This is a genomic window from Streptomyces sp. NPDC001536, assembly GCF_042894505.1.
Classification (GTDB): Bacteria; Actinomycetota; Actinomycetes; order Streptomycetales; family Streptomycetaceae; genus Streptomyces.
In genome coordinates this window covers 219750-245382 of sequence record NZ_JBIAVQ010000014.1, presented here as the reverse complement: position 1 = coordinate 245382, position 25633 = coordinate 219750, and the positions used below count along the sequence as shown (strand labels likewise).

Sequence of the window (25633 nt, the reverse complement as noted above, 5' to 3'; positions counted from 1 at the left end):
GCGGTGTCTGGGGGCTGCCGCCCCCAGAGAACCGCTTCGGCCCTGAAGGGGCCTCGTCCTCAAACGCCGGACGGGCTGAGTTTGCTCGGCTCGTCCGGCGTTTCGCATGCCTGCGGCCGGGCCTCGACGCCTCGCAGCGTCACCGCCGCCAGCACCGCCGCCCCCGCCAGCACGACCGCCCCCGCGATCGCCGCCCCCTGCATCCCGTGGGTGAACGCCTCTCGGGCCACGCTCGCGAGGCCCGGCACCTGATCGGCGACCGCCAGCGCCCCGCCCAGCGTCTCGTGGGCCACGTCGGGCGCCGAGGCCGGGATGCCGTGGCGGTAGACCGCCGTACCGATGGAGCCGAGCACCGCCATCCCCAGCGCGCCGCCGAACTCCGCGCCGGCCTCCATCAGGGAGGACGCCGTGCCCGCCCGCTCCACCGGGGCGGTGCCCATCGCGAGGTCCATGATCTGGGACATCACGGTGACGCCGCCGACCGCGAGGACGGCACAGGAGACCAGCACCAGCCACATCGAGTCCGTACCGGCGAGGGCCAGCAGCGCGAAGCCGCACGCGGAGATCGCGAAGCCCGCGGTGACGACATAGGCGCGGTTGACGCCCTTCTGGACCAGAGCGGTCGCGACCGGCGCCGCGGCCCCGATCGGCACCGAGGGCAGCAGCGCCCACAGGGCCGACTCCAGGGCGCTCTTGCCGAGCACCGACTGGAGGTACTGCGTGGTGAAGTAGGCCGACCCCAGGATCCCGAACGCCGAGACGAGGTTCAGCGCGACGGCGGGGGCGAAGCCGCGGCCGCGGAAGAGGGCCGGGTCGATCATCGGTGAGGCCGAGGTGCGCTGGCGGTGGACGAACAGGGCCGCGAAGAGCAGGCCGACGGTGATCGAGACGACGTAGCGGACGTTCCAGCCCTCCGAGGGGATCTCCTTGAGGCCGTAGATCACGGGAAGCACGCCGGCCATCGACAGCGGGACGCTCAGCCAGTCGAAGCGACCGGGGGAGGGGTTCCTCGACTCCGGGAGCAGCAGCGGGCCGAGGAGCAGCAGCAGGGCCATCGCGGGCAGGTTGACCAGGAAGACCGAGCCCCACCAGAAGTGCTCGACCAGCACCCCGCTCATCACCGAGCCGAGCGCGATCCCGGCCGTCATCACGCCGGACCACAGACCGATCGCCTTCGCGCGCTGTCCGGGGTCGGTGAACATCGTGCGCAGCAGGGCCATGGTCGACGGCATCAGGGTCGCGCCGCCGATGCCGAGGACCGCGCGGGCCGCGATCAGGGTCTCGGCGCTGTTCGCGTACGCCGCCACCAGCGAGGCGGCGCCGAAGGCGGCGGCGCCGATCAGCAGCAGCCTGCGGTGGCCGACGCGGTCGCCGAGCGAGCCCATCGTCATCAGCAGGCCGGCCAGCACGAAGGCGTAGATGTCGAAGATCCACAGCTGCTGGGTGCCGCTCGGCTCCAGGTCCGCGCTGATCGAGGGGATCGCGAAGTAGAGGACGGAGACGTCCATCGAGACCAGCAGCAGCGGAAGCATCAGGACCGTCAGGGCTGTCCATTCACGGCGTCCGGCGCGGACGGACGGGGTGGTGCTCGTCGGGTTCGTCGTCATGGCCAGCGACTGTACGAGCGTCTTAAACGGTTGTCTAGTACGGCTGTATAAATCACTTGTCTAGGACGGTTGTATGGATCGGGGTAGGGTGAGGCCATGGGACACCGTGAGGACCTGCTCGAAGGCGCCAAGCGCTGCCTGCTGGCCAAGGGCTTCGTGCGCACGACGGCGCGTGACATCGTCAAGGAGTCGGGGACCAACCTGGCCTCGATCGGCTATCACTACGGCTCGAAGGACGCGCTGCTGGCGGAGGCGTATCTGTCGCTGGTCGGTGATCTCTCCGAGGCCTTCGACGGCGAGGAGGCCGCCGGGATCGTGGCGGAGCCCGGTTCGATCGAGCGGTTCCGGGAGGTGTGGTCGAACATCATCGGCACCATGCGGGGGCCCGGTTCGATGTGGCGCCTCAGCGTGGAGATCGTGGCCATGGGCGACCAGCTGCCCGCGGTGCGCGATCACCTGGCGCAGCAGCAGCGGGATGCCGAACGCGCCCTCGTCGCGCTGTTCATGGGGATGCGGGAGGAGGACGTCCAGGACGAGACCCTGGACACCCTCGGCAAGTTCTACACGACCCTGATGACAGGTCTCATCACCCAGTGGATCTTCGACCCCAAGAACGCGCCCGACGCCGACGCGCTCACCGAGGGCCTGAGCCAGGTCATCGCCGGGGTCACGAAGAGCTGATCCGCCCGTCCCGCATCTCCAGGGCGCGGTCCGCGAAACGCCGTACGACCGCCCGGTCGTGGCAGATGAACAGATAGCCGAGGTCCAGCTCGTCCTGGAGGTCGGCCAGCAGGTTCAGCACCCCGGCCCGCACCGACGGGTCCAGCGCCGACACCGGCTCGTCCAGCACCAGAAGGCGCGGCTCGGAGGCCAACGCCCGGGCGATGCCCGCGCGTTGGCACTGGCCGCCGGAGAGCTCGTGCGGGAAGCGGTCTCCGTACGACGGGTCCAGGCCGACCCTGTCCAGAAGTTCGGCCACGCGGGCGGGGCCGTCCGTGGAGCTCCAGCGGCCCTGGACCTTCAGGGGTTCCGCGACCGCGTCCCGGATGCGGTGGCGGGGGCTGAGGGAGCCGTACGGGTCCTGGAAGACGGGCTGCATGCGGGGGCGCAGGGGGCGGAGTTCGCGTTCCGTCAGGGTCGTCAACTCCCGCCCCTCGAAGAGGACTTCGCCGGAGTACGGGCGGCGCAGCTGAAGCACCGCCAGTGCGGTGGAGGACTTTCCGCAGCCGGAGGGGCCGTTGAGGGCGAGGGTCTCACCGGGTGCCAGGGCGAGGCTCACGCCGTCCACCGCGGTCGCCGTCCCGTAGCGGACGACGAGGTCGCGGACGTCAAGAAGAGACATACGGCTGCTCCCGGAACAACTCGACGGCGGGGTGCGGTACTTCGGCCCACCGGTGACAGGCGACGAGCCGTCCCTCCGCCTCCTGCGGCTCGGGTTCCCGGCGGTGGCAGGCGTCCTCCGCGAGCGGGCAGCGCGGGGCGAAGGCGCAGCCCGGCGGGAGGGCGCCCGGCGCGGGCGGGGTGCCGCGCAGGGAGGGGAGGCGGCGGCCGGGTGGGGCGTACTGCGGGAGCGAGGCCAGCAGACCGGCGGTGTAGGGGGCCCGCGGGCGGCTCAACACCTCGTCCGCCGAGCCCAGTTCGGTGAGGCGGCCGGCGTACATGACCAGCACACGGTCGGCGTGCTCCCGTACGACGTCCATGTCGTGCGTGACCAGCACGAGCGCCGCACCGACGGCCTCCCGGCGCTCGCCGAGCACCCGGAGCACCTGGTCGCGGTGGTCCTCGTCGAGCGCGGTGGTGGGCTCGTCGGCGACCACGACGTCCGGTTCGTTGATCGTGGCCATCGCGATGACCGCGCGCTGCCGCATGCCGCCGGAGTACTCGTGCGGGTACGCGCGCGCCTTGCGTTCGGCGTCCGGGATGCCGACACGGTCCAGCGCGGCGACCGCCCGAGCCCGGGCCTCCTTGCGACCGAGACCGCTCACCGACCGTACGGCAGCGGCGAGTTGGTCGCCGACCGGGTGCACGGGGGACAGCGCGGACAAGGCGTCCTGCGGCACGATGGAGATACGGCGACCCCGATGAGCGGAGAGGTCCGGCCGTATCGCCCCGCTCACGACGGCGTCCGGCGGCAGCATCCCCAGCAGCGCCCGCGCCGTGAGGGACTTGCCCGCACCCGACTCACCGACGATGGCGAGGACTTCGCCGGGACGGACATCGAAGGAGACGCCGCGGACGGCCTCCACCCCGTGGAAGGCGATCCGCAGATCGCGCACCGACAGCAGTGCTTCAGGCTCCAACGGGGGCCTCCTTCTTCTGGGCGGAAGCCGTACGGGGGGCTCGCCGTCCTTGTGTGTACGACGCCCCCGACACCGCGAGCCCCGCCAGCAGGGCCAGGGCCACTGCCGGGGCGAGGGCGGCCCAGGGGGCGCGTTCGACGTAGGCGCGGGACTCGTCGAGGAGCAGGCCCCACTCCGGGGCGGGGGGCTGGGCGCCCAGGCCGAGGAAGCCCAGGGAGGCCAGGGCGAGGGCGATGCCGGGCAGGCGCAGCAGGGCGTGGCGGGCTACGGGTGCGGCGACCGAGGGGAGGACGTGCCGGGTCAGGATCCACAGCGGGGGTGCGCCGATGGCGCGTTGGGCCAGGAGGAAGGAGGACGCCCGTACCTCCTGCACCAGCGCCGCCGCGTGCGCGGCCAGCGGTGGCCAGGAGATCAGGGCGACCGCGAGGGCCGCGCCACCGGTGCCGGGTCCGGCGGCCGCGGCGACCAGGATGCCGACGATCACCGGAGGCAGGGCGTTGGCGATGTCGGCCGCGCCCGCGGCGACACCGGGCAGGAAGCCCAGCGCCAGTCCGATGACCAGGCTCAGCAGACAGACGGCGGCGGCCGTGCCGACCGTGGCGGCGGCGCCGTGTCCGAGCCGGGCCAGGACGTCACGGCCGAGACCGTCGGTGCCGAGCGGGTACGACCAGGTGGGGGAGGCCAGGCGGTTCGTCGTGTCGATCGCGTACGGGTCGCGCAGCAGCCCCCAGCCGATCGCTACGGCGAGGACGGCGAACAGGGCCGCCGGGACCGCCGGACGGGTACGCACCGGCCGAGCCGGCGGCAGCGTGAGCGAGGCGTCCCGCAGGGCGGGCCCCAGCAGCCGACGCCGAGCGAGCGCCGACAGCGCGCCCACCGCCAGACCGAGCAACAGCAGGGCGAGCACGGCCCCTTGGAGCAGCGGCAGATCCTGCGACTTGGCGGCTCCCAGCGCCGTCCGGCCGATCCCCGGCACCGCGAACACCGTCTCCACGGCGACCGCGCCCCCGGTGAGCCCGACGGCGGCCATCCCGAACTGCGGGACGAGCGGTGGCAGTACGCGTCGGAGGGCGGCTGCGGAGACCCGCGCCCGGCTCACCCCGGCCCCGCGCCACAGCTCCACCCACCGCTCGTCGAGCACGGCGGGCAGCGCGTCCGCGACGAGCCGCCCGAGCAGCCCGCCCCCGGGAACGCCGAGGGCGACGGCGGGCAGGACCATGTACGCGGGCCCCTGCCAGCCCGAGGTCGGCAGCCACCCCAGCCACACCCCGCAGACCAGCAACCCCACGGTGGCCAGCAGGAATTCGGGCACGGCGGCCAGCATCGCGGCCAAGGCACCGGCCGACCCGCGCCCCCGTACCAGCACGGGCGCGACCAGCGCCCCCGCGAGCAGCACCGCGACGCCGAAGGCCGCGCCCATCAGCGCCAGCGACACCTGGAGCCCGGACACGACGGACGGCAGCACGTCGGTACCCGACACCCACGACGTCCCGAGGTCCCCGTGCAGCAGATCGGACGCCCAACTCCCCAGCAGGGAAAGGGGACCCGCGTCGAGGCCGAGATCCTGTCGTACGGCGTCCAGGGCCTCCTTCGTCGGCTCCTGCTCGGCGGAACGGGCGCGCAGGACGGTGAGCGCCGGGTCCCTGCCGGAGAGCCAGGGCAGCAGACCGACGGCGGTCACGACCCCGAGCAGGCACAGGACCCGGGTCACCCCGGCCGCGGTGGGCAACCACCGCGAAACACGGCTCACTTGACGTACGTGTCGGCCGTGACCAGCTCGCGCTCGCGCGGGTCGTGCGCGGCGTCCACGACCCCGCTTGCGTCGCCCTGGATCACGCGCTCGTGCAGCATCGGGACGGCAGCGTCGGTGCCGAGCACGGCGGCCTCGGCGGCGATGACGGCCTTGCGGCGGGCCTCACCGGTCTCGGTCCCGCCGGCCTTCTTCAGGGCGGCGTCGACCTGGGCGTCGGCGAGCTGGGAGATGTTGAAGGAGCCGTCGGAGGCGAAGTCGCTGTAGAGGTAGGCGGCCGGGTCACCGGAGTCGAGGACGGTCGCCCGGGAGAGGATGAAGGCGTCGAACTCACCGGCGAGGGCGTCGGATTCGATGTTGGCGTATTCGCGGACGTCGAGCTTGACCTTGAACCCGGCCTTCTGGAGCTGCTGTTGCAGGGTGGCGGCGACCTCGGGGAGTTCGGCGCGGTCGGTGAAGGTGCCGATGGTGACGGTCCGGCCGTTCGGATCGGCGGCCGCGGGGCGCTTCACGTCCGACCGCAGCTCGGCGGCCCACGGCAGCGCGGGGCCGAGCAGCCCCTCGGCGACATCCGCCCGCCCCTCGTACACGCCCTTCACGATCGACTCGGCGTCGATCGCCTCGCGGGCGGCGGCGCGCAGGGCGGCGTCCTTGAAGACGCCCTTCTCGGTGTTGAGGTAGAGGGTGTTGGTGCGCGGCATCGGGACCTCGGTGATCAGGTCCTCGTCCAGGAGCGCGGCCTGGGAGACGGGGACCGCCTCGACGATGTCGGCCTCGCCGCTGCGGAGGGCGGCGGCCCGGGCGGTGCCGTCGGGCACGAACTTCACGTCGATACCGGGGGACTTGGCCTTGCCGCCCCAGTAGGCGTCGTAGCGGTCGAGGGTGGCGGAGGAGGTGCCGTCGACCTTGGTGAGCTCGAAGGGGCCGGTGCCGGCGCCGACGGGGTTCACCGTCTTGCCGGAGTACGCCTTCGCGGCGAGGATCGACAGCTGGGGGGAGCTGAGCCGCTGCGGGACGAGGGGGTCCTCGTCGGCGGTGGTGACGGTGACGGTGTCGGAGTCCTCGGCCTTCGCGGTCAGTTCGACGCCGTCGAGGATGCGGGGCTTGGGGGAGGCGCCGGCGGCGGCGGTGAGCGAGCGGACGACGGCCTCGGCGTCGAGCTTCGTGCCGTCGTGGAAGGTGACCCCGTCGCGTATCGCGAACGTCCAGGTCCGGCCGGACTGCTGCCACTCGGTGGCGAGCGCGGGCTCGGCGTCCCCGTCGGCGTCGAGCTTCACGAGGGTCTCCGCCGTCGACCAGCGGGACAGCTTGAACGCGTCGTCGGAGAGCGGGGAGAGGCCCGAGCGCGGCGGCAGCATCATCGCGACGCGCACCCGCTGGCCGTCTCCCTCGCCTTCGGTGGCGGCCCCTGAGAAACAGCCGGTGAGCAGGGTGGACGCCACGGCGGCCGAGAACAGGTGGCGAGCGGGCAGGCGCACGGAACCCTCCGGGTAAAGGGGTGGTCAAGAGTGGATGCGCCGACGCTAGCATGATGATAATCGTTTTCAGTAATCTGTGTGACGTAGATCGCTGAGCGCCGGGACCAGCGCGATCAGCATCAGCGCGGCCGTCGCGGCGAACGCCCACGGATAGCCGGTCAGCCCGGCCAGGACGCCGAAGCCCGCCGCGCCGACGCCCATGCCGGCGTCGTAGGCGAGATTCCACAGCGCGCTGACCGTGCCGTACGAAGCGGCGGAGACCCGGGCGTACATCAGGGTCAGGGTGGCGTTCTGGACCATGCCGAAGGCGGCCCCGAACAGCGCCGATCCCGCGACGACGGCGACCGGGCTGCCGGTCGCGGCGGTGGCCAGCAGGCCCGCCGCCGACAGGAGCAGGCCGGGCAGGATGAGCCGGGCGCTGCCGTGCCGGTCGCCGTGCCGGCCCGCCAGCCAGCGGGTGACGGTCGCGGCCGCGGGCTGCGCGAACAGGGCCGCCGCGACCACCCCCGAGGAGGCCGATCCGGCGGCCAACGGCAGGAAGGTGATCAGGATTCCGGCGGCGGCGGTGGTGGCGGCGAACACGAGGACGGGGCGCAGCAGCGCGCCGGTGCGCAGCCCGCGGACCACACCGACCGGCCGTTCGGCGCCCGCGTCCCGGTCCGGCAGCCCGAACACCGTGACGATCGAGGCGAGCGCCGCCCCGCCCGCGACCGCCGCGACGGTCCCGTAGCCCACGTGCTCCACCAGCCACAGCCCGAGCGGCAGCGAGACCAGCGACGGCACCCCGGACACCACCCCCACGACGGCCAGGCCCTCGCCCCGGCGCTCGGGCGGGATCAGTGAGGCGGTCAGGGCGCCGCCCGCGACGATGACGAGCCCGAACCCGAGGCCGCGGACCAGACACACGGCCACGATCCACCAAAGGTCCCGGGAGGCGGTCAGCGCCAGGGCGGGGGCGCCCAGCAGGAACAGACCGGCGATCAGGACCACCCGGTATCCCAGGCGGGCGACCAGGCGGGGCGTGACCAGTTCACCGAGGACCGTGGTGAGCATCAGGGCGCCGGTGGCGACGCCCGCCGCACCTCCGCCGCCCGACTCGGCGGCATAGGCGGGTACGACCGACAGCAGCAGGAAGAAGCAGACGCTCGCGCCGAACAGGCTCACGAAGCGGAGCAGCAGGGGCCGGGTCAGCAGGGGCGGACGTGAACTGGTCGTCCGCGCGGGGCGGTTGGCCGAAGTCGTCATGCCGTCGACGATAGGTTCGCACCGGCCCTCCGCTAAGCTCCAATTCCATGCCAGTGCAGTGGGCCGGTCTGTCGCCCGAGCTGCTCCTGACCGTTGACCGGGACAGCGAGCAGCGGCTGTCCGCGCAGGTCGAGGGGCAACTGCGGGACGCGATCCGCACCGGACGGCTCCAGGCCGGCGAACGCCTCCCGTCCTCCCGGGAACTCGCCCGCGAGCTCGGTCTGTCCCGAGGACTCGTCCAGGACTGCTACGCCCAACTCCAGGCCGAGGGCTACCTCGTGACCCGCGTCGGCTCGGCCACCCGCGTGGCGGCCTGCGCCCAGCCGGCGGCCCCCGCCCCGGCGTCCCCGCCCGACCCCCGCCCCCGGCTGATCGCCGACTTCCGCCACGGCGTGCCCGACCTGACCTCCTTCCCGCTCGCCGACTGGCTCTGGGCCACCAGGGAAGCGGCCCGGCGCATGCCCACCGCCGACCTCGACTACGGCGATCCGCGCGGGAGTTCAGCACTGCGCGAGGTCGTCGCCGGATATCTGCGCCGGGTGCGCGGCGCCGCCGCCGACCCGGCCCGGACCGTCGTCTGCTCGGGCTACGCGCAGGGGCTGAGCCTCACCCTGGGCGCCCTCGCGCGCAGGGGTGCGCGGGTCGTGGCGTACGAGGACCCGGGCGGGCCGGCCACGGCGCGGGCGGCGGCCGAGGCGGCGGGACTGACGGCGGTACCGGTCCCGGTCGACGAAGCTGGGTTGGATGTACGGGAGTTGGCGGCCACCGGCGCCCGGGCCGTGATCGTCACTCCGGCCCACCAGTGGCCGACGGGGGTCGTGCTGGCGCCCGAGCGCCGCCATGCGCTGATCGACTGGGCCGTGCGCCGGGACGGGTACGTCATCGAGGACGACTACGACGCCGAGTTCCGCTACGACCGCGAACCGGTCGGTGCGCTCCAGGGGTTGGCGGCGGACCGGGTGATCTCCATCGGCACCGTCAGCAAGTCCCTGGCCCCCGCCCTGCGGTTGGGCTGGCTGCTGTGCCCACCGGCCCTGCTCGGCCTGGTCACCGACCTCAAACGCGTCACCGACCGCGGCTCACCCACCCTCGACCAGCTCGCCCTCGCCCGCCTCATCGAGTCCGGCCGCTACGACCGCCATCTGCGCCGCATGCGCACCACATACGCCACCCGCCGCACCACCCTGGTCGAGGCCCTCGCCGCGCACGCCCCGGCGGTACGGCTGTCCGGACTGGCGGCGGGATTCCACGCGGTGGCCCATCTCCCCGCGACGACCGACGAACACACGCTTCTCAACGCGGCCCGCGCCCGAGGGGTCGGCCTGTACGGCATGAGCACGTGCCGCACCTCGGAGACCGCGGATCCGCCTCAACTCGTCCTGGGATTCGGCAATGTGATGGAGCGTGCGATCGCGGACGGGGTGGCGGCGGTGGCGGACCTCTTCGACGGTCGCTGAGTCACCGCTCCTCGCGGATGCCGAGTCGGATGGCGAGGGCGGTGTCCGGCGCGACGTGGGTGGGCCGGTGCCCCGCCTCTCGACCCCCACCCGCCCGAGCAGCGGCACTAGGTCACTCCCCGAAAGCCAGGCGAACTCCGAAGGCGGCGATGATCGTGCCCGTCACGCGGTCCAGGACGCGGCGGGCCGACGGGCGGCGGAGGGTGTCGCGGAGGGTGCGGGCGAAGAGGATGAGGACGCCGGACCAGATGACCCCGAGGGCGATGTGCACGCCCGCCAGCAGGGTGCCGGCCGCCAGGTGCCTCAGCGCATCGCCCTCGGGGACGAACTGCGGCAGGACCGCCATGTAGAAGGCGCCCACCTTCGGGTTGAGCAGGTTCGTCAGGGCGCCCCTGCGCCAGCCGCCCCAGAAACCGCCCTCGCCGTCCGCCTCCGCCACCGGCCCGGCGTCCCCGCCCCGCCGCCGCAGCGTCGCCCACACCATGCGGGCACCCATCCAGACCAGATACGCGGCACCCGCCCAGCGCAGGACCGTGTAGGCGAGGTGGGACGCGGTCAGCACGGCGGTGACACCGAGCGCGCCGAGCACGCCCCAGACGAGGGTGCCGGTCTGGATGCCGAGGACGACACCCCACGCGCGCGTGCGGCGCCCCGTGACGGCGGTGCGGAGTATCAGCGCGGTGTCGATGCCCGGCGTGAGGGTCAGCAGGCCCACGATCAGTGCGAAGGAGCCCAGTGCGGAGGCAGTGATCATGCCAGCACTGTAGAGAGGGAAGCTGTCGATTTCCCCTTCTTTCTGCCCGGATTCGGGCAGGGGCGTCAAGGGGGCTAGAGCCGTCAAGGGGGCTCTAGAGCCGTCAAGGGGGCTAGAGCCGCGCACCCTTCAGCGCCATGTGCAGCAGCAGCCGGTCCTCACCGTCGTCCAGGTCCAGACCCGTCAACTGTTCCACCCGGGACAGCCGGTAGTACAGGGTCTGCCGGTGGATACCCAGTTCCGCGGCCGTGCGCCCCGCCTGGCCCGCACAGTCGAGGTAGATCTCGGCGGTGCGCGCGAGCTCGCGGTGGGCGGGGGAGAGCAGGGGCCGTACGGCGGGGTCGTGGGCCGTCTCCGCGGGGAGCGAGGTCAGCAGCCGGTACGGGCCGATGTGCGACCACTCCGCGACCGGGCCGAGCGCCGGCTCCGCGAGGGCCGCGCGGGCCGCCGCCGAGGCCTCCTGCCAGGACGTCGCCAGGTCACCGAGACCCGTGCGGGGCTCGCTCACGCCCGCCGCCCGGGCGCCTTCCCCCAGCAGCCGCTGCGCCGCCGCGAGCGCCGGCGTCCGCACCTCAGAAGACCGCAGCCGCACGAGGATCGCGAGGCTCTGCGCGGTCGTGCCCCACGGGACCGTGCACAGCGCCGTCGTGTGCGGCACCGTCCGCGCGGACGGCGCGTCGTCCGGGTCGGCGGACGGCCACGGCGCGACACACACCACCGCGTGCGGCCCGTCGCCGCGCGGGCCGAGCGCCGTACGCAGCGCCGCCACCGCCATGTCCCCCTGCCAGCCCCGCTCGGCGGTCAGCACCGCCCGCAGCTCCCTGCTGAGATCCGCCCCGTGCTGCGCCTCGTCCGCGAACAGCGCGCCGATCCGGACCGTCACCTCCATGGCGGCGGCCAGCTGGGCCTCGGTGGGCCCCGGGTCGGACTCCAGCAGCCAGACGTATCCCAGGACGACACCCCGATGGCGTACGGGAAGACAGATCCGCCCGCGGTACACCCCCGCCTCGGGGGTCGGCGGGATACGGACGGGGCCGGTCGCGCGCGTGATGCCGAAGCCCTCGAACCAGGTCCGGACCGCGGCCGTCGAGCGGCGGGTCAGGATCGAGCGGGCGCGCACCGGGTCCAGCGCCGACGGATCGAGGTCGCCCTCACTGTCGTAGGCCCCGAAGGCGATCAGCTCGAAGTCGCGGCTCTCCAGGGTCGCGGGCACCCCGAGGAGCTCGGAGATCTCGTCGACCAGCTCCTGGTAGTCACCGGCTCGGCTGGACGACGCGGCATCGGCTGTCACTCGGGCATTCTCCCGCATAACTCCGGCTCTTCATACATCTGTCTGAGATCTGCGGCACGGATGCGTGACAGCTGTCGATGGCCGACGATCGGAGGGATCCTTAGGTTTCACGGTGGTTCTATCTGCTGGTTTGTGGAGGTGCCCCGTGCTGGGTCCCGTGATTCTTGCCGCGTCGCGCAGCGACCGGATGCGACGCCTGATCTCGGCGGCGCCGGTGACCAAGCAGGTCGTCGACCGCTTCATCCCCGGCGAGACGGTCGACGACATCGTGCCGATCATCAGGGAGCTCACGGACCGGGGCCTGGAGCTGACGATGGACGTCGTCGGCGAGGACATCACCACCCCCGAGCAGGCCGAAGCCGCCCGGGACGCGTACCTCCTCCTCATCGACCGGCTCAAGGAGCTGGACCTCGGCACCCGCGCCGAGATGTCCGTGAAGCTGTCGATGTTCGGACAGGCGCTCGAAGGAGGCCATGACCTGGCCCTCGCGAACGTCCGGCCCGTCGTCGAGGCCGCCGCCGCCATCGGTACGACCGTGACGCTGGACGCCGAGGACCACACCACCCTCGACTCGATGTTCGCCATCCACGAGGAGCTGCGGAAGGACTTCCCGCAGACCGGCTGTGTCATCCAGGCCTACCTCTTCCGCACCGAGGCCGACGCCCGCCGCCTCGCCGACAGCGGCAGCCGGGTGCGGCTCGTGAAGGGCGCCTACAAGGAGCCCGCCGAGGTCGCGTACCAGCAGAAGCACGAGATCGACAAGGCGTACGTCCGCATCCTCAAGGTCCTGATGGAGGGCGAGGGGTACCCGATGATCGGGTCCCACGACCCGCGCCTGATCTCCATCGCCCAGGAACTGGCCCACAGGGCCGGGCGCAAGCTCGACGAGTACGAGTTCCAGATGCTGTACGGGATCAGGAGCGACGAGCACCTGCGGCTCGCCGCCGAAGGTCACCGCATGCGCGTCTACACCGCCTACGGCACCGACTGGTACGGCTACTTCATGCGCCGCCTCGCGGAGAAGCCGGCGAACCTGCGCTTCTTCGTCCGCAGCATGATCAGCAAGGGCTGAGCCCGCACACCCGCTCGCAACACCCGCTCAGAACAAGGAGTTACGGATCTCATGGACGCTGTGACCCAGGTCCCCACCCCCGTCAACGAGCCGGTGCACGGCTACGCCCCCGGCTCGCCCGAGCGCGCCCGTCTCGAGGTCAAGCTGAAGGAGCTGGCCGAGAACCCGATCGACCTGCCGATGACCATCGGCGGCGAGAAGCGGCTCGGCGGCGGCGACGCCTTCCAGGTCGTGCAGCCGCACAACCACAAGGCCGTCCTGGGCACGTACCGCAACGCCACCCAGCAGGACGCGCAGGACGCGATCGACGCCGCCCTCGCCGCCGCGCCCGCCTGGCGTGCGATGTCCTTCGACGACCGCGCCGCCATCATCCTGCGCGCCGCCGAACTCCTCGCCGGCCCCTGGCGCGAGACGCTCGCCGCCTCCACCATGCTCGGCCAGTCGAAGACCGCCCAGCAGGCCGAGATCGACACCCCCTGCGAGCTCGTCGACTTCTGGCGCTTCAACGTCAAGTACGCCCGCGACCTGCTCGCCGAGCAGCCCCCGGCGAACTCCCCGGGCGTCTGGAACCGCCTCGACCACCGCCCGCTGGAAGGCTTCGTCTACGCGATCACGCCCTTCAACTTCACGGCGATCGCGGGCAACCTCCCGACGGCCCCCGCCCTCATGGGCAACGTCGTCGTCTGGAAGCCCTCCCCGACGCAGACCCACGCCGCCGTGCTGCTCATGCAGCTCCTGGAGGAGGCCGGGCTGCCCAAGGGCGTCATCAACCTCGTCACCGGCGACGGCATCGAGGTCTCCAAGGTCGCCCTCGAGCACCGGGACCTCGCCGGCATCCACTTCACCGGCTCCACCAAGACCTTCCAGCACCTGTGGAAGACGGTCGGCGCCAACATCGAGAAGTACCGCACCTACCCGCGTCTGGTCGGCGAGACCGGCGGCAAGGACTTCGTCGTCGCCCACCCGAGCGCCGACAAGGCGATCCTCAAGACCGCGCTGACCCGCGGTGCCTTCGAGTACCAGGGCCAGAAGTGCAGCGCGACCTCCCGGGCCTACATCCCGGCGTCGATCTGGAACAGCGGCTTCAAGGAGGAGTTCGCGGCCGAGGTCGACTACCTCACCATGGGTGATGTCACCGACCTGTCCAACTTCATCGGCGCCGTCATCGACGAGCGCGCCTTCGCCAAGAACAAGGCCGCCATCGACCGCGCCAAGTCCGACCCCACCTGCACGATCGTCGCGGGCGGTTCCTACGACGACTCGGTCGGCTACTTCGTCCGCCCGACCGTCGTCGAGTGCTCCGACCCGGAGAACGAGGTCTTCACCACCGAGTACTTCGGCCCGTTCCTCGCCGTGCACGTCTACGAGGACGAGAAGTACGACGAGATGCTGGCCCAGATGGAGTCGGTCTCCGACTACGCCCTGACCGGCTCGGTCATCGCGGGCGACCGCGCGGCGGCGGCGTACACGATGGACAAGCTGCGCTACGCGGCCGGCAACTTCTACATCAACGACAAGTCCACCGGCGCCGTCGTCGGCCAGCAGCCCTTCGGCGGCGGCCGCGCCTCCGGCACCAACGACAAGGCCGGCGCCCCGCAGAACCTGATGCGCTGGACCCTGACCCGCGCCATCAAGGAGACGCTGGTCCCGCCGACCGACTACGCGTACCCGCACATGGGCTGACGGTAGGTCAGAAGGCTTGAAGGGCCGGGCTGTTGCCCGGCCCTTCGGCGTTTCCGGACGCCGGACCGCATGGCGCAGACTGATGGCCATGACGGTGACGACGGACGACGGTGTACGGCTGTGGGCCTCGCGGCAAGGGCAGGGCGGCGAGGCCCTGGTGCTGTGTCACGGCGGCCCCGGACTGTGGGACATGTTCGAGGACGTGGCCGCCCTGCTGACGGACCGGGCGACCGTCGTGCGCTGGGACCAGCGCGGGTGCGGGCGTTCGGAGCGGGGCGCGGGGCCGTGGACGACCGAGCGGTTCGTCGCGGATCTGGACGTCGTACGGCGGCACTTCGCGCTCGACCGGCCCGTGCTGCTCGGCCACTCCTGGGGCGCCCAGCTGGCGCTGAGCTACGCGCTGGCCCACCCGGAGCGGGTCGGGGGCCTGGTGTACGTGAGCGGTACGGGCATCGACCCGGTCTCCACCTGGCACGGGGCCTTCGAAGAGAACTTTCGGGCGAGGCTGGGGGAGGTGCCCGAACGGTACGCCCGGTGGCGGGAGTTGACGGACGGGGACCGTGAGCGGGCGGTGCTTCAGTGGTCGGTCGACTTCGGGGACCGGGAGCGGGCGCTGGAGCAGGCCGGGCGGATGGCGGACCCCTGGTTCGAGATCGACTTCGAGTGCAACAAGGCGCTGGGCGCGGAGACGAAGGAGAGCTGGGGGACCCCCGAGCTGTACGCCGCCTGCCAGGACCTGGACGTGCCGGTGTTGATCGTCGACGGTGAGCGGGATATCCGGCCGCGCTGGGCGGTCGACTCGCTGGAGCGGGCGCTGCCTCGGGTGCGGCGGGTGGTGCTTCCCGGCGCCGGGCATCTGCCGTGGGTGGAGGATCCGGAGGGGTTCCGGGAGGCGGTGGGGGCGGTGCTCGCAGGGTCCGTCAGGGGGCCCGTCACAGGGTCCGGCTGAGGAAGTCCCGTATCAGCGCGGCGATCTGGGGCGCGTGGGTCTCCAGGGCGAAGTGGCCCGTGGGCAGGAGGTGGATCTCGGCCTTCGGCAGGTCGCGCTGGTAGGCGAGGGCGCCGGCCGGGACGAAGATCTCGTCGTGGGCGCCCCACACGGCCAGCAGGGGGACCTGGCCGGTGCGGAAGTAGTCGTGGAAGGCGGGGTAGAGGGCGAGGTTGGAGCCGTAGTCGGAGATCAGGTCGAGCTGGATCTCCGACTGGCCGGGGCGGGCGATGAGGGCCGCGTCGTGCTCGTACGCGTCCGGGCTGACGAGATGCCGCAGGTCCTCCGGAACCCCGTGCAGGTACTGCCACTTGATGCCGTCGAGCGAGTAGATCTCGCGCACCGGCGCCTCGGTCTCGGGCGTCCGCTCGGCGATGAGCGCGAGCACGGGAGCCCAGGCCGCCGTCCCCAGTCCCTCCTCGTAGGCGTTGCCGTTCTGCGTGATGATCGCCGTCACGCGCTCGGGGTGCGCGAGCGCGAGCCGCAGGCCGATCGGGGCGCCGTAGTCCTGGATGTAGAGGGCGTACTCCTCCAGGCCCAGCTGCTCGGTGAACTCGGCGGTGATCTCGGCCAGTTCGGCGAAGGTGTAGGAGAAGCCGGCGGCGTCCGGGGCCGACGAGCGGCCGAAGCCGATGTGGTCGGGGGCGATGAGGCGGTAGCGGTCGGCGAGCAGGGGGATCAGGTCGCGGAACATGTGCGAGCTGGTCGGGAAGCCGTGCAGAAGCAGGAGGACGGGGGCTTCGGCGGGGCCGGCCTCGCGGTAGTGGATGTCGAGGCCGCGGACGGTGGTGGTGCGGTGGGCGGTCGCCATGATGCCTAACCTCTGATTGCGTGTTTGAAGGTTAGGCAAGTTCAGCATGAGTCGCCTAACTGGTCAAGCGCGACTGAAGGGTTAGTTGGCCATCACCAGGATCTTCCCCGTGTTCCCACCCCGCAGCATCAGCAGAAACGCCTCCACGATCCGCTCGAAGCCCTCCACCACCGTCTCGTCCGGCGCGAGCGCCCCGCTCAGCAGATGAGGTACGGCGAACTCGTACAACTCCTCTTGGACGTCCCGGTAGTTGCTCACCAGGAAGCCCTCGACGCGAAGGCTCTTCTCGACCACGTCGGCGTGGTTGAAGACGACCGGCGGCGCGTCCGGGGTGTTGTACTGGCTCACCGTGCCGACGCGGACCACGCGGCCGTGGTCGCGCAGGGCGCCGATCGCCGCGGCCAGGTGGTCGCCACCGACGTTGTCGACGAACACGTCGATGCCCTCCGGAGCGGCCTTCGCGAGGAGGTCGGACACCGGTCCCGTGCGGTAGTCGAAGGCCTCGTCGTACCCGACCTCCGCGGTCAGGTGGCGCACCTTCGCCGCCGAGCCCGCGCTGCCCACCAGCCGCCCCGCGCCCAGCAGCCGCGCGAAACGGCCCGTCGCCGTGCCGACCCCGCCCGCCGCCGCGGAGACGAACACGTCGTCGCCCTCGCGCAGCCGCGCGATCCGGGTGAGGCCGACGTACGCCGTCAGACCCGTGCCGCCCAGCACGCTCAAGTACGCGGACAGCGGGACGCCTTCGTACCGCGGCAGGCGTCTGACCTCCCGCGGGGTCACCAGGGAGTGGGTGCGCCAGCCCTGCCGGTGGAAGACGATCTCGCCCTCGGGCAGCCCCGGGTCGCGCGAGGCCACGATCCGGCCCAGCGCGCGGCCCTCCAGCGGCGCGTTCAACTCGAAGTCGCCGTCCATCATTTCGCGGTGGTAGGGGTCGACCGACCAGTAGAGGTTCTCGACGAGTGCCGTGCCGGGGGCGGGGGCGGGCAGAGCGGACTCCACGAAGGCGAAGTCGTCGGGGGTGGGGAAGCCGTTCGGGCGGGCGGTCTGGTGCACGGTGATCGCTGTGTCGGTCATGGACGGGACCGTACGGAGGAATGCCGGACCGGAGCAGAGGGTTGCGCTCATGGAACGCACGCATCCATGAGCTCTCGCTCATAGCCGCAGGTGGGGGACCCGCAATGAGCAGCACCGTCGATCTTGCGCCGCATGAACTCCGTACCCTCGTCGCGGTCGCCGAGGAGGGCGGCTTCTCGGCCGCCGCCGGTCGGCTCGGCACGAGCCAGTCCGCCGTCTCGCACGCGGTGCGCGGTATCGAACGCAAGCTGGGCGTCGTGCTGTTCGAGCGCGGACGGCACGGGGCCCGGCCGACCGCGGCCGGTGCGCGGGCCGTCGCCCACGGCCGTCGTGTCCTGCGGATGCTGGACGTGCTCGTACGGGAGACGCGGGCCGTGGCGCCCGAGGACGTCGCCGGCCCCCTCCGCATCGCCGCCTTCCGCAGCGCAGCCCTCCACCTCCTGCCGCCCGTCCTCGAACGCCTCACCGCACGGCACCCCGCCGTCGAGCCGACCGTCACCGTCGTACGGGAGATCGGGCCCGGCACGGCCGGGGAGGTTGCCGAGGGGCGGGCCGACCTCGGTATCGCCACCTTCGGCACCAGTTCCCCGATCCCGCCGCAGCTGGTCGGGGACGTGCTGCTGGAAGAGCCGTACGCGCTCGTGCATCCGGTCGGCCACCCCACCCCGCGCTCCCTGCCGCTCGTCGACTGGCGGGAGAACTGCTCCTCCTACACCCGCACCTGGTGGGCGGCCCAGGACTGGATCCCCACGGCGACCGTCCGCGCCGAGGACGACGGGGCGGTGCTCTCGATGGTGGGCAGCGGTCTCGGCATGGCGATCATGCCCGCGCTCTCCCTCGCCGGGGCCCCGCTCGGCCTGGAGATCACCGACCTCGGACCGGACCGGCCCACCCGGCAGGTCGGGTACGTCACCACCCCCGAGCTCGCCGCCACCGCCGTTGTGCGGGCCCTGGTACGCGAGCTGCGCAGCCATGCGAAACCGCAGGTCAGCGCTGTGTGACCCACTGCACTGTCTCAGATAGTAGGAAGTCCGAGTAATTGTGGAGACAGACAGAGCCCCCTCCCTTAGCTTTGTAGAAGCCGAACGTCTCGCTCGATCAAGCGAATGACGGTCGTGAGCCGGGCCCCGTGCAGGCAACCCCTGCGGCCATTACTCCCCGCCCCTCTGGGGGCACCTCCCACGCCCTTTGGGCAGTGGGGGAGTCTCGTAACTCCCTCCCGAGAAGGAGTCGATTTCTCATGGCCGAGACGACCGCCCGCCGTCGAGTCCGTCACACCTCCCGCACCAGCGAGTCCGACCGCAAGAACGCCGCGGCCGCCCTCCAGCGCGCCCTCGACCGCCGTGACAACGGCGGTTCGACCGGCCACTGAGGCCGCACCCCCAGTACCCGGGAGCCGCACCCGCCGGGGTGCGGCGCGGGCTCATGCCCCGCGCCGCACCTCGAAATGGTCGATCCGGTCGCCGTTCTGCGCCAGCGCCGACACCTTGAGCCTCGGCGCCGTACCGCTCTCCGCCTCCACCTGGAGGAAGGAGAAGCCCCGGTAGCGCACCCGCGACCACTCCACGGTCTCCTTGTCCGCGGCCCGTGACTTCGTCCACTGGAAGGTGTCGACGGACTCGCGGTCGCGCACATGCCCCTCGTAGCTCTCCTTCACGCCCGCCGGGAAGCCGTACAGGTCCTTGCCGCCACCGCCCGCGGTGACGTACACGGTCCCGTCCCGCGTCGGGTCGGTCGACGCCCCGATCGGCACCCGCCTGCCGACGGCGTCGCCCTTGATGGCGTCGGTGCGCTCGTAGACGTGGTTGTGCCCGTTGATCACCAGATCCACCTGGTGCTTCGCGAACAGCGGCAGCCACTCCTCGCGCACCCCGCCGTCGGAGGCGTGCGAGGAGGTCGAGTAGGCGCAGTGGTGGAAGAAGACGACCACGAAGTCCACCGATCCCCTGAGCTCCCCCAGCTTCTCGTCCAGCCAGGCCGTCTGCTTGCCGCCCGTGTAGCCGAGGTTGGCGGGGATCTCGTACGACACGTCGTTGGCGTCCAGCGCCACGAAGCCGACGTTGCCGTAGGTGAACGCGTACACGCCCGGCGCCGAGCGCGGGTCGAAGCCGCTGTCCGGGAGGGACCAGCGGGCGAGCTGGCCGCCGTAGCCGTCGGGGGAGTACCAGGCCTCCATGTCGTGGTTGCCGGTCGTCACCATCCAGGGCACCGACCGCGTGACCTCCTCGTTCTGCTTGAGGAACAGGTCCCAGTACGAGGGGTCGTAGCCGTCCGTCTTCTCGCCCCGGCCGTTGACGTTCGCGTAGCAGATGTCGCCCGCGTGCAGATGGAAGGCGGGGTTCTGGCGCAGCAGTATGTGGTCGTTGGCGGCCGCGGCCTTGCTGACGCCCTGGTCGCCGAAGGCCGTGAAGACGAACGTCTCCGGGCTCGCCGGGGCCGTGCGGAAGGAGGCGATGGTGGAGCGGTGTGCGGCGGCGGCCGGGTCGAGTCCGTCGTGGCCGACGCCGTAGTAGTACGTGGTGCCGGGGCGCAGACCGTCGAGGGCGGCGTGCAGGTAGTACTGGTCGAGCGCGGCACGGATGCCCGTGACGCCCGGGGTGTGCAGGTCGCGGACCTCGGCCTCGATCGTGCGGCTCAGGTCGTCGGGGCGGGTGCCGATCCGGACGAACGGCTTCTTCACCGCGAGCGGGACCTGCCAGGAGATCCGCATCTGCGTCTTCGGGTCGGCGCCGAAGGCGAGGTGGCGGCCGAAGGGGGCGACGACCGAGCCGTGCACCTTGGCCGCCGGGGACGGGGAAGCGGTCGTACGGGAGGGCGAGGGCGAGTCTCCCGCGCAGCCGCCGGTCAGCAGGCCGCCCGCCACCGCGCCGGCCGTCACCAGGGTGCGGCGCCGGGACAGCTTCGTGCGCAGGTACTCGTACTGCTCGGCCATGCTCATCCGGCGCGCGAGCTGCGGCGGGATGCCGACGTCGGGAAGGTCCATGCTGCTGAAGTTCCCAGCGGACCCCAACAGCCGCCATACGTACGGGTGAACGCCAGTCGAAGGGCTGACGCCCAGGTGTGCGCTTCTGTCCGTATGGCGGACATGCCGTGTCATCCCATGGGACGCGGGAGTAGGGTGCCGACATGTCTCGCAGCATCAATCTCGCAGTGATCCCGGGTGACGGCATCGGCCAGGAGGTCGTGGCCGAAGGCCTGAAGGTCCTCTCCGCCGTCCTTCCGCAGGATGTGAAGCTGGAGACCAAGGAGTACGACTTCGGCGCCAAGCGCTACCACGCCACCGGTGAGACCCTCACCGACGCCGACGTGGACGCGCTCAAGCAGCACGACGCGATCCTCCTCGGTGCCATCGGCGACCCCAGCGTCCCCTCCGGCGTCCTGGAGCGCGGCTTCCTGCTGAAGCTCCGCTTCCTCTTCGACCACCACGTCAACCTGCGGCCCTCGAAGCTGCTCCCGGGTGTCGAGACCCCCCTCAAGGGCGAGCCCGCCATCGACTTCGTCGTGGTCCGCGAGGGCACCGAGGGCCCGTACACCGGCAATGGCGGCACCATCCGCAAGGGCACCCCGCACGAGGTCGCCACCGAGGTCTCCGTGAACACGGCCTTCGGTGTCGAGCGTGTCGTCCGCGACGCCTTCGCCCGTGCCCAGGCCCGCCCCCGCAAGAAGCTCACGCTGGTCCACAAGAACAACGTGCTCTCCTTCGCGGGCCACCTGTGGACGAACGTCTTCAACAAGGTGGCCGAGGAGTTCCCCGAGGTCACCACCGACTACATCCACGTCGACGCGGCGACCATCTACCTGGTTACCGACCCGGCGCGGTTCGACGTGATCGTCACCGACAACCTCTTCGGCGACATCATCACCGACCTCGCCGCGGCCGTCTCCGGCGGCATCGGCGTCGCCGCGAGCGGCAACATCAACCCGTCCGGCGAGTTCCCGTCGATGTTCGAGCCCGTCCACGGCTCGGCCCCCGACATCGCGGGCCAGGGCAAGGCCGACCCCACCGCCACGGTCCTGTCCGTCGCGCTGCTCCTGCGTCACCTCGGCTACGAGGCCGAGGCCGCCCGGATCGACGAGGCGGTCTCCGTCGACCTCGCCGAGCGCACCGGCAAGCCCGCGCGCAGCACGTCGGAGATCGGCGACGCGCTGGCCGTACGAGTAGCCGGCTGACCCGCGGCCACCAGAAACACCTCGAAGCCGCCGGGTCGCATCCGCACCCGGCGGCTTTCCTTATGTCCCCGCCGGGTGCCACCATCATCCCCTGGGTCGCATTCACGCCGTTTTCGTCCACGGCCTCCGTAGCGCGATAATCGAACGCGGAGCCGCGGAATGAGGGAATGCTCGGACGTCCTAGCACTGGCAACTGACAGTAGAGGGCGTGAGCGCGGCCAGTCACTACACAACCGGTGAAGGACAACCACTCATGACGACGCCCACGATCGAGCTCAAGCCCTCAGCCTCGCCGCTTTCCGACGCCGAGCGCGCCGCGATCCTGGCGAGCCCCGGGTTCGGCCGCCACTTCACCGACCACATGGTCGTCATCAAGTGGACCGAGGGCCGCGGCTGGCACGACGGCCAGCTCGTGCCGTACGCCCCGCTCCAGCTCGACCCCGCGACGATGGTCCTGCACTACGCGCAGGAGATCTTCGAGGGCCTCAAGGCGTACCGCCAGCCCGACGGGACCGTCGCCACCTTCCGCCCCGAGAAGAACGCCGAGCGCTTCCAGCGTTCCGCGCACCGCCTCGGCATGCCCGAGCTGCCGGTCGAGACGTTCATCGAGGCCTGCGACGCCCTCGTCCAGCAGGACCGGGCCTGGGTCCCGGCGCACGGCGGCGAGGAGTCCCTCTACCTGCGCCCCTTCATGATCGCCACCGAGGTCGGCCTGGGCGTCAAGCCCGCCAACGAGTACCTCTTCCTGGTCATCGCCTCCCCGGCCGGCGCCTACTTCCCCGGTGGCGTCAAGCCGGTCTCCATCTGGCTCTCCGAGGACCGCGTCCGCGCCGTCCCCGGCGGCATGGGCGACGCGAAGACGGGCGGCAACTACGCGGCCTCCCTCCTCGCCCAGGCCGAGGCGGCGGCCAAGGGCTGCGACCAGGTCTGCTACCTCGACGCGGTCGAGCACAAGTGGGTCGAGGAGCTCGGCGGCATGAACCTGTACTTCGTGTACGGCGACAAGATCATCACGCCGGCGCTGACGGGCTCGATCCTGGAGGGCGTCACGCGCGACTCCCTGCTGGAGGTCGCCCGCGACCTCGGCTACGAGTCCGAGGAGGGCCGCGTCTCCATCGACCAGTGGCAGCGCGACGCCGAGAACGGCACCCTCACCGAGGTCTTCGCCTGCGGCACGGCCGCCGTGATCACCCCGGTCGGCACCGTGAAGCGCGCGACCGCCGAGTGGCAGCAGTCGGGCGGCGAGCCGGGCGAGGTCACGCTGAAGCTGCGGCAGGCCCTGCTGGACATCCAGCGCGGCACGGCCGAGGACAAGCACGGCTGGATGCACAAGCTGGGCTGAGCGCCTTCAAGGACTGCCCCGGGGCCCGCTTCTGTACGGCAGAAGCGGGCCCCGCGCCTGTGTGGGACCGTGCGGGAAGTCTCCCCATCATTAGAACGCCACTCAATGTGATGCCCTCCATGGAGGGGCTCAATGGTTCCGTTCATTGAGCGCATTGGTTAGAGTGACGCTCTAAGAGAAGGGAACGACATGCGGCTCACCCCCACCGAACGCGACCGGCTGCTGCTCTTCGGTGCCGCCGAGCTGGCCCGTGCCCGCCGTGCCCGAGGACTGAGGCTCAACGTGCCGGAGGCCACCGCGCTGATCGCGGACACCGTGTGCGAGGCCGCCCGGGACGGGGCGCGGCTCGCCGAGGCCGTCGAGCGGGCCCGCGCGGTGCTCGGTCCGGACGACGTGCTGCCCGGTGTCGCGGACGTCGTCACCGAGGTGCATGTCGAGGCCGTCTTCGACGACGGGTCCCGGCTGGCCGTGGTGAGCGACCCGATCGGCGGCGGGCTCGGCCCCGAGGCGCCCGGCGCGCTGCTGCCCGGGCCCGAGCACGCCGAGCCCGAGGCCGTCCTGCGGCTCACCGTCACCAACACCGCGACCGTCCCGGTCTCCGTCACCTCCCACTTCCACTTCTTCGAGGCCAACCCGCGCCTCGACTTCGACCGCGCCGCCGCCTACGGCCTGCGGCTCGCCGTCCCCGCCGGTTCCTCGGTGCGGTTCGGGCCGGGGGAGTCGCTGGAGGTCGGCCTGCTGCCGATCGGCGGTGCCCGCGTCGCCATCGGCTTCGCCGGACTCGTCGACGGACCGCTGGACGCGCCCGGCGCCCGCGAGGAGGCCCTGCGCCGCGCCGCCGCGTGCGGATACCTGGGCGTTGACGGCATACGTGACGAGGAGGCCGACCGATGAGCCGCCCCGGAGGCCACCCCGCCGAGGCCCGCCGCCTCACCCCCCACGAGTACGCCGCCACCCACGGCCCCCGCGCCGGCGACCGCGTCCGGCTCGGCGACTCCGGGCTGACGATCCGCGTCGAGTCCGACTCCCAGCGCCACGGCGACGAGTTCCTCGCCGGCTTCGGCAAGACGGCCCGCGACGGGCTCCACCTCAAGGCCGCCGCCGTCCGCGAGACCTGTGACGTCGTCATCAGCAACGTCGTCGTGATCGATGCCGTGCAGGGGATCCGCAAGGTCTCCATCGGTGTCCGGGAAGGCCGCATCTGCTCCATCGGGCGGGCCGGGAACCCCGACACCCTCGACGGGGTCGACGTCGTCGTCGGCACCGGCACGTCCATCGTGTCCGGCGAGGGGCTCATCGCCACCGCCGGGGCCGTCGACACCCACGTCCATCTGCTGTCGCCGCGGATCATGGAGGCCTCGCTGGCCTCCGGCGTGACCACCATCATCGGGCAGGAGTTCGGGCCGGTGTGGGGCGTCGGCGTCAACTCGCCCTGGGCACTGCGGCACGCGTTCGGGGCCTTCGACGCGTGGCCGGTCAACGTCGGCTTCCTGGGCCGGGGTTCGTCCTCCCACGACGCGCCCCTGATCGAGGCCCTCGCGGAGGGCGGCGCGTCCGGCTTCAAGGTGCACGAGGACATGGGCGCCCATACGCGGGCGCTGGACACGGCGTTGCGCGTCGCCGAGGAGCACGACGTCCAAGTCGCCCTGCACAGCGACGGGTTGAACGAGTGCCTGTCCGTCGAGGACACCCTGCGCGTCCTGGAGGGGCGCACCATCCACGCCTTCCACATCGAGGGCTGCGGCGGCGGACACGTCCCGAACGTGCTGAAGATGGCCGGCGTCCCGAACGTCATCGGCTCCTCCACCAACCCCACCCTGCCCTTCGGCCGGGACGCGGTCGCCGAGCACTACGGCATGATCGTCTCCGTCCACGACCTGAAGACCGACCTGCCCGGCGACGCCGCCATGGCCCGCGACCGCATCCGCGCCGGGACCATGGGCGCCGAGGACGTCCTGCACGACCTCGGCGCGATCGGCATCACCTCCTCGGACGCGCAGGGCATGGGGCGCGCGGGCGAGACGGTCCGCCGTACCTTCGCCATGGCCGGGAAGATGAAGGCCGAGTTCGGGGCCCCGGACGACGGCCACGACAACGAACGCGTCCTGCGCTACATGGCCAAGCTGACGATCAACCCGGCCATCGCGCACGGCCTCTCCCACGAGGTCGGCTCCATCGAGGTCGGCAAGCTGGCCGACATCGTGCTGTGGCGCCCGGAGTACTTCGGCGCGAAACCGCAGCTGGTGCTGAAGTCCGGCTTCCCGGCGTACGGCGTGGTCGGCGACCCGGGAGCGGCGACGGACACTTGCGAACCCCTGGTGCTGGGCCCGCAGTTCGGCGCGTACGGCGCCACCCCCGCCGACATCTCGGTCGCCTTCGTCGCCCAGGCGGCGCTCGACCAGGGCCACGACTCGATGCCGACGCGCCGCCGCAGGGTCGCCGTGCGCGGCACCCGCGGTATCGGACCGGCCGACCTGCGCCTCAACTCCCGTACCGGAGCGGTCGATGTGGACCAGCGCACCGGACTGGTGACCCTGGACGGCGAACCGCTGCGCTCGGAACCGGCCGACTCGGTCTCCCTCAACCGCCTCTACTTCCTCTAGGACTTCAG

General features: G+C 71.9%; 22 protein-coding genes. 11 read left to right on the top strand and 11 right to left on the bottom strand.

Annotated elements, in window-relative coordinates; translation table 11 throughout:
* Positions 1-59 precede the first annotated feature (59 nt).
* The gene (locus tag ACFY0U_RS33605) at positions 60-1607 is read right to left on the bottom strand and encodes an MFS transporter (RefSeq protein ID WP_388642226.1); all 1548 of its coding nucleotides are present in this window, start codon (positions 1605-1607) and stop codon (positions 60-62) included.
* Positions 1608-1703: 96 nt separating this feature from the next.
* Here ACFY0U_RS33605 and ACFY0U_RS33600 point away from each other — a divergent pair, with 96 nt between their 5' ends.
* Complete coding sequence (locus tag ACFY0U_RS33600) at positions 1704-2288, top strand: TetR/AcrR family transcriptional regulator (protein ID WP_388642225.1); 585 nt, start codon at positions 1704-1706, stop codon at positions 2286-2288.
* Here the strand turns inward: ACFY0U_RS33600 and ACFY0U_RS33595 are convergent.
* The 5 genes from ACFY0U_RS33595 to ACFY0U_RS33575 form a co-directional block, all read right to left on the bottom strand.
* Positions 2275-2949, bottom strand: coding sequence for an ATP-binding cassette domain-containing protein (locus ACFY0U_RS33595; protein ID WP_388642223.1), 675 nt, complete (start codon positions 2947-2949; stop codon positions 2275-2277). The genes ACFY0U_RS33600 and ACFY0U_RS33595 overlap by 14 nt on opposite strands.
* Complete coding sequence (locus tag ACFY0U_RS33590) at positions 2936-3907, bottom strand: ABC transporter ATP-binding protein (protein ID WP_388642221.1); 972 nt, start codon at positions 3905-3907, stop codon at positions 2936-2938. Before ACFY0U_RS33590 ends, ACFY0U_RS33595 begins: the two co-directional genes overlap by 14 nt.
* Complete coding sequence (locus ACFY0U_RS33585; protein ID WP_388642220.1) at positions 3897-5657, bottom strand: ABC transporter permease subunit; 1761 nt, start codon at positions 5655-5657, stop codon at positions 3897-3899. The genes ACFY0U_RS33590 and ACFY0U_RS33585 overlap by 11 nt, the downstream gene beginning before the upstream one ends.
* Entirely contained in the window at positions 5654-7135 is a 1482-nt protein-coding gene (locus ACFY0U_RS33580) for an ABC transporter substrate-binding protein (RefSeq protein ID WP_388642219.1), read from the bottom strand. The genes ACFY0U_RS33585 and ACFY0U_RS33580 overlap by 4 nt, the downstream gene beginning before the upstream one ends.
* Before the next feature lie 66 nt (positions 7136-7201).
* The gene (locus tag ACFY0U_RS33575; protein WP_388642217.1) at positions 7202-8380 is read right to left on the bottom strand and encodes an MFS transporter; all 1179 of its coding nucleotides are present in this window, start codon (positions 8378-8380) and stop codon (positions 7202-7204) included.
* 47 nt (positions 8381-8427) lie between these two features.
* On the opposite strand from ACFY0U_RS33575, the gene ACFY0U_RS33570 reads away from it, so the two are divergent.
* On the top strand, positions 8428-9837 hold the full coding sequence (locus tag ACFY0U_RS33570; RefSeq protein WP_388642216.1) for a PLP-dependent aminotransferase family protein: 1410 nt from the start codon (positions 8428-8430) through the stop codon (positions 9835-9837).
* Between the two features lie 112 nt (positions 9838-9949).
* Here ACFY0U_RS33570 and ACFY0U_RS33565 read toward each other — a convergent pair whose 3' ends face one another.
* Both ACFY0U_RS33565 and ACFY0U_RS33560 read right to left on the bottom strand, forming a co-directional pair.
* Complete coding sequence (locus ACFY0U_RS33565) at positions 9950-10591, bottom strand: LysE family translocator (RefSeq protein WP_388642214.1); 642 nt, start codon at positions 10589-10591, stop codon at positions 9950-9952.
* 112 nt (positions 10592-10703) lie between these two features.
* Positions 10704-11900 (bottom strand): PucR family transcriptional regulator, encoded by a 1197-nt coding sequence (locus ACFY0U_RS33560; protein ID WP_388642212.1) that lies wholly within the window; start codon positions 11898-11900, stop codon positions 10704-10706.
* A gap of 127 nt (positions 11901-12027) precedes the next feature.
* On the opposite strand from ACFY0U_RS33560, the gene ACFY0U_RS33555 reads away from it, so the two are divergent.
* The 3 genes from ACFY0U_RS33555 to ACFY0U_RS33545 all read left to right on the top strand — a co-directional run bounded on the left by ACFY0U_RS33555 (position 12028) and on the right by ACFY0U_RS33545 (position 15586).
* A complete protein-coding gene (locus ACFY0U_RS33555; RefSeq protein WP_388642210.1) occupies positions 12028-12954 on the top strand; it encodes a proline dehydrogenase family protein in 927 nt (308 codons plus the stop codon).
* 51 nt (positions 12955-13005) lie between these two features.
* A complete protein-coding gene (pruA, locus tag ACFY0U_RS33550; protein ID WP_388642208.1) occupies positions 13006-14637 on the top strand; it encodes an L-glutamate gamma-semialdehyde dehydrogenase in 1632 nt (543 codons plus the stop codon).
* Between the two features lie 88 nt (positions 14638-14725).
* Positions 14726-15586, top strand: a complete 861-nt coding sequence (locus tag ACFY0U_RS33545; RefSeq protein ID WP_388642206.1) for an alpha/beta fold hydrolase — start codon at positions 14726-14728, stop codon at positions 15584-15586.
* On the opposite strand, the gene ACFY0U_RS33540 is transcribed toward ACFY0U_RS33545, so the two are convergent.
* Both ACFY0U_RS33540 and ACFY0U_RS33535 read right to left on the bottom strand, forming a co-directional pair.
* Entirely contained in the window at positions 15570-16436 is an 867-nt protein-coding gene (locus ACFY0U_RS33540; protein WP_388642204.1) for an alpha/beta fold hydrolase, read from the bottom strand. The genes ACFY0U_RS33545 and ACFY0U_RS33540 overlap by 17 nt on opposite strands.
* A gap of 81 nt (positions 16437-16517) precedes the next feature.
* Complete coding sequence (locus tag ACFY0U_RS33535) at positions 16518-17510, bottom strand: NADP-dependent oxidoreductase (RefSeq protein WP_388642202.1); 993 nt, start codon at positions 17508-17510, stop codon at positions 16518-16520.
* Positions 17511-17614: 104 nt separating this feature from the next.
* Here ACFY0U_RS33535 and ACFY0U_RS33530 point away from each other — a divergent pair, with 104 nt between their 5' ends.
* On the top strand, positions 17615-18511 hold the full coding sequence (locus ACFY0U_RS33530; RefSeq protein WP_388642200.1) for a LysR family transcriptional regulator: 897 nt from the start codon (positions 17615-17617) through the stop codon (positions 18509-18511).
* A gap of 239 nt (positions 18512-18750) precedes the next feature.
* Positions 18751-18882, top strand: coding sequence for a hypothetical protein (locus tag ACFY0U_RS33525; protein ID WP_020121043.1), 132 nt, complete (start codon positions 18751-18753; stop codon positions 18880-18882).
* A 51-nt stretch (positions 18883-18933) separates the two neighbouring features.
* On the opposite strand, the gene ACFY0U_RS33520 is transcribed toward ACFY0U_RS33525, so the two are convergent.
* Positions 18934-20493 (bottom strand): purple acid phosphatase family protein, encoded by a 1560-nt coding sequence (locus ACFY0U_RS33520; protein WP_388642199.1) that lies wholly within the window; start codon positions 20491-20493, stop codon positions 18934-18936.
* Positions 20494-20636: 143 nt separating this feature from the next.
* On the opposite strand from ACFY0U_RS33520, the gene ACFY0U_RS33515 reads away from it, so the two are divergent.
* From ACFY0U_RS33515 to ACFY0U_RS33500, 4 genes are all read left to right on the top strand, one after another.
* Positions 20637-21680 carry a 3-isopropylmalate dehydrogenase gene (locus ACFY0U_RS33515; RefSeq protein WP_266887658.1) on the top strand — a complete coding sequence of 348 codons (1044 nt, stop codon included), beginning with the start codon at positions 20637-20639 and terminating at the stop codon, positions 21678-21680.
* 253 nt (positions 21681-21933) lie between these two features.
* Positions 21934-23022: a branched-chain amino acid aminotransferase gene (locus ACFY0U_RS33510; protein WP_388642197.1), complete on the top strand. Its 1089-nt coding sequence runs from the start codon at positions 21934-21936 to the stop codon at positions 23020-23022.
* Between the two features lie 189 nt (positions 23023-23211).
* Entirely contained in the window at positions 23212-23916 is a 705-nt protein-coding gene (ureA, locus tag ACFY0U_RS33505; RefSeq protein WP_388642195.1) for an urease subunit gamma, read from the top strand.
* A complete protein-coding gene (locus tag ACFY0U_RS33500) occupies positions 23913-25625 on the top strand; it encodes an urease subunit alpha (RefSeq protein ID WP_388642193.1) in 1713 nt (570 codons plus the stop codon). The genes ureA and ACFY0U_RS33500 overlap by 4 nt, the downstream gene beginning before the upstream one ends.
* Positions 25626-25633 lie beyond the last annotated feature (8 nt).